This window comes from Kitasatospora sp. NPDC094028, from assembly GCF_049543595.1.
In the GTDB taxonomy this organism is placed as follows: Bacteria; Actinomycetota; Actinomycetes; order Streptomycetales; family Streptomycetaceae; genus Kitasatospora.
Map to the genome: position 1 here is coordinate 1 of NZ_JBMVFA010000083.1, position 1826 is coordinate 1826.

The 1826-nt window shown below is 56.8% G+C and carries 1 rRNA gene; it reads left to right on the top strand.

The window, feature by feature from the left end:
- Positions 1-1824, top strand: a 23S ribosomal RNA gene (locus ACPC54_RS41875); the annotation flags it as partial.
- Positions 1825-1826: the final 2 nt, after the last annotated feature.

The window sequence follows — 1826 nt, forward strand, 5'->3', positions numbered from 1 at the left end:
GATGGGTAGGGGAGCGTCGTGTGCCGGGTGAAGCGGCGGTGGAAACCAGTCGTGGACGGTATACGAGTGAGAATGCAGGCATGAGTAGCGATACAAGAGTGGGAAACTCTTGCGCCGATTGACCAAGGGTTCCTGGGTCAAGCTGATCTGCCCAGGGTAAGTCGGGACCTAAGGCGAGGCCGACAGGCGTAGTCGATGGACAACGGGTTGATATTCCCGTACCCGCTTTGAAGCGCCAACGTCGAACCAGATGATGCTAAGGCCGTGAAGCCGTCCCGGAGCCTTCGGGCAAAGGGAAGTGGTGGAGCCGCTGGTCCAAGTCTGTAGTAGGTGAGCGATGGGGTGACGCAGGAAGGTAGTCCAGCCCGGGCGGTGGTTGTCCCGGGGTAAGGGTGTAGGCCGAGTGATAGGCAAATCCGTCACTCATTGAGGCTGAGACCTGATGCCGAGCCGATTGTGGTGAAGTGGATGATCCTATGCTGTCGAGAAAAGCCTCTAGCGAGTTTCATGGCGGCCCGTACCCCAAACCGACTCAGGTGGTCAGGTAGAGAATACCGAGGCGTTCGGGTGAACTATGGTTAAGGAACTCGGCAAAATGCCCCCGTAACTTCGGGAGAAGGGGGGCCATTCCTGGTGATGAGTCTTGCACTCTGAGCTGGGGGTGGCCGCAGAGACCAGCGAGAAGCGACTGTTTACTAAAAACACAGGTCCGTGCGAAGCCGTAAGGCGATGTATACGGACTGACGCCTGCCCGGTGCTGGAACGTTAAGGGGACCGGTTAGCTCTGATTCGTCGGGGCGAAGCTGAGAACTTAAGCGCCAGTAAACGGCGGTGGTAACTATAACCATCCTAAGGTAGCGAAATTCCTTGTCGGGTAAGTTCCGACCTGCACGAATGGCGTAACGACTTCTCGACTGTCTCAACCATAGGCCCGGTGAAATTGCATTACGAGTAAAGATGCTCGTTTCGCGCAGCAGGACGGAAAGACCCCGGGACCTTTACTATAGCTTGATATTGGTGTTCGGTTCGGCTTGTGTAGGATAGGTGGGAGACTTTGAAACCCAAACGCCAGTTTGGGTGGAGTCGTCGTTGAAATACCACTCTGGTCGTGCTGGATGTCTAACCTGGGTCCGTGATCCGGATCAGGGACAGTGTCTGGTGGGTAGTTTAACTGGGGCGGTTGCCTCCTAAAGGGTAACGGAGGCGCCCAAAGGTTCCCTCAGCCTGGTTGGCAATCAGGTGTTGAGTGTAAGTGCACAAGGGAGCTTGACTGTGAGACTGACGGGTCGAGCAGGTACGAAAGTAGGGACTAGTGATCCGGCGGTGGCTTGTGGAAGCGCCGTCGCTCAACGGATAAAAGGTACCCCGGGGATAACAGGCTGATCTTCCCCAAGAGTCCATATCGACGGGATGGTTTGGCACCTCGATGTCGGCTCGTCGCATCCTGGGGCTGGAGTAGGTCCCAAGGGTTGGGCTGTTCGCCCATTAAAGCGGTACGCGAGCTGGGTTTAGAACGTCGTGAGACAGTTCGGTCCCTATCCGCTGTGCGCGTAGGAGTGTTGAGAAGGGCTGTCCCTAGTACGAGAGGACCGGGACGGACGAACCTCTGGTGTGCCAGTTGTCCTGCCAAGGGCATGGCTGGTTGGCTACGTTCGGGAGGGATAACCGCTGAAAGCATCTAAGCGGGAAGCCTGCTTCGAGATGAGCACTCCCACCTCCTTGAGAGGGTAAGGCTCCCAGTAGACGACTGGGTTGATAGGCCGGATATGGAAGCCCTGTAAGGGGTGGAGTTGACCGGTACTAATAGGCCGAGGGCTTGTCCTCAG